The following is a 359-nucleotide window of genomic DNA, read 5'->3' as shown; positions in this document are numbered from 1 at the left end:
CTGAACTTCGCCAAGATCAAGGGCCTGCACACCGCCATGAAATCCGGGCTGGTGGCGGCCGAGGCGGTCTTCGAGGCGCTCAACGATCGTGACGCAAAAGCGGCCGGCGACGAGGGCGGCAAGGAGCTGACCGAGTTCACCACGAAGTGGGAAGCGAGCTGGGCCTATCAGGAGCTCAAGGAGAGCGCGAGCTTCGGGCCGGCGATCCACAAGTACGGCACCGTCGGCGGCGGCGCCTACAACTTCCTCGACCAGCTGCTCGGCGGCAAGCTGCCCAACGTCCACGACACCACGCCGGACCACGCCACCCTGAAGCCGGCGGCCGAGTGCGAGAAGATCGACTACCCGAAGCCCGACGG

General features: G+C 66.9%; 1 protein-coding gene. It reads left to right on the top strand.

The features are described from left to right. Positions 1 to 359: NAD(P)/FAD-dependent oxidoreductase (locus tag FEI13_RS18890; protein ID WP_420841605.1), on the top strand; the 359-nt coding region annotated here is incomplete at both ends.

Origin of the sequence: Halomonas urmiana (assembly GCF_005780185.1) — a bacterium.
Taxonomy (GTDB): Bacteria; Pseudomonadota; Gammaproteobacteria; order Pseudomonadales; family Halomonadaceae; genus Halomonas; species Halomonas urmiana.
The sequence above is the reverse complement of the archived record's forward strand: the minus strand, read 5'-3'. Positions and strand labels throughout refer to the sequence as shown.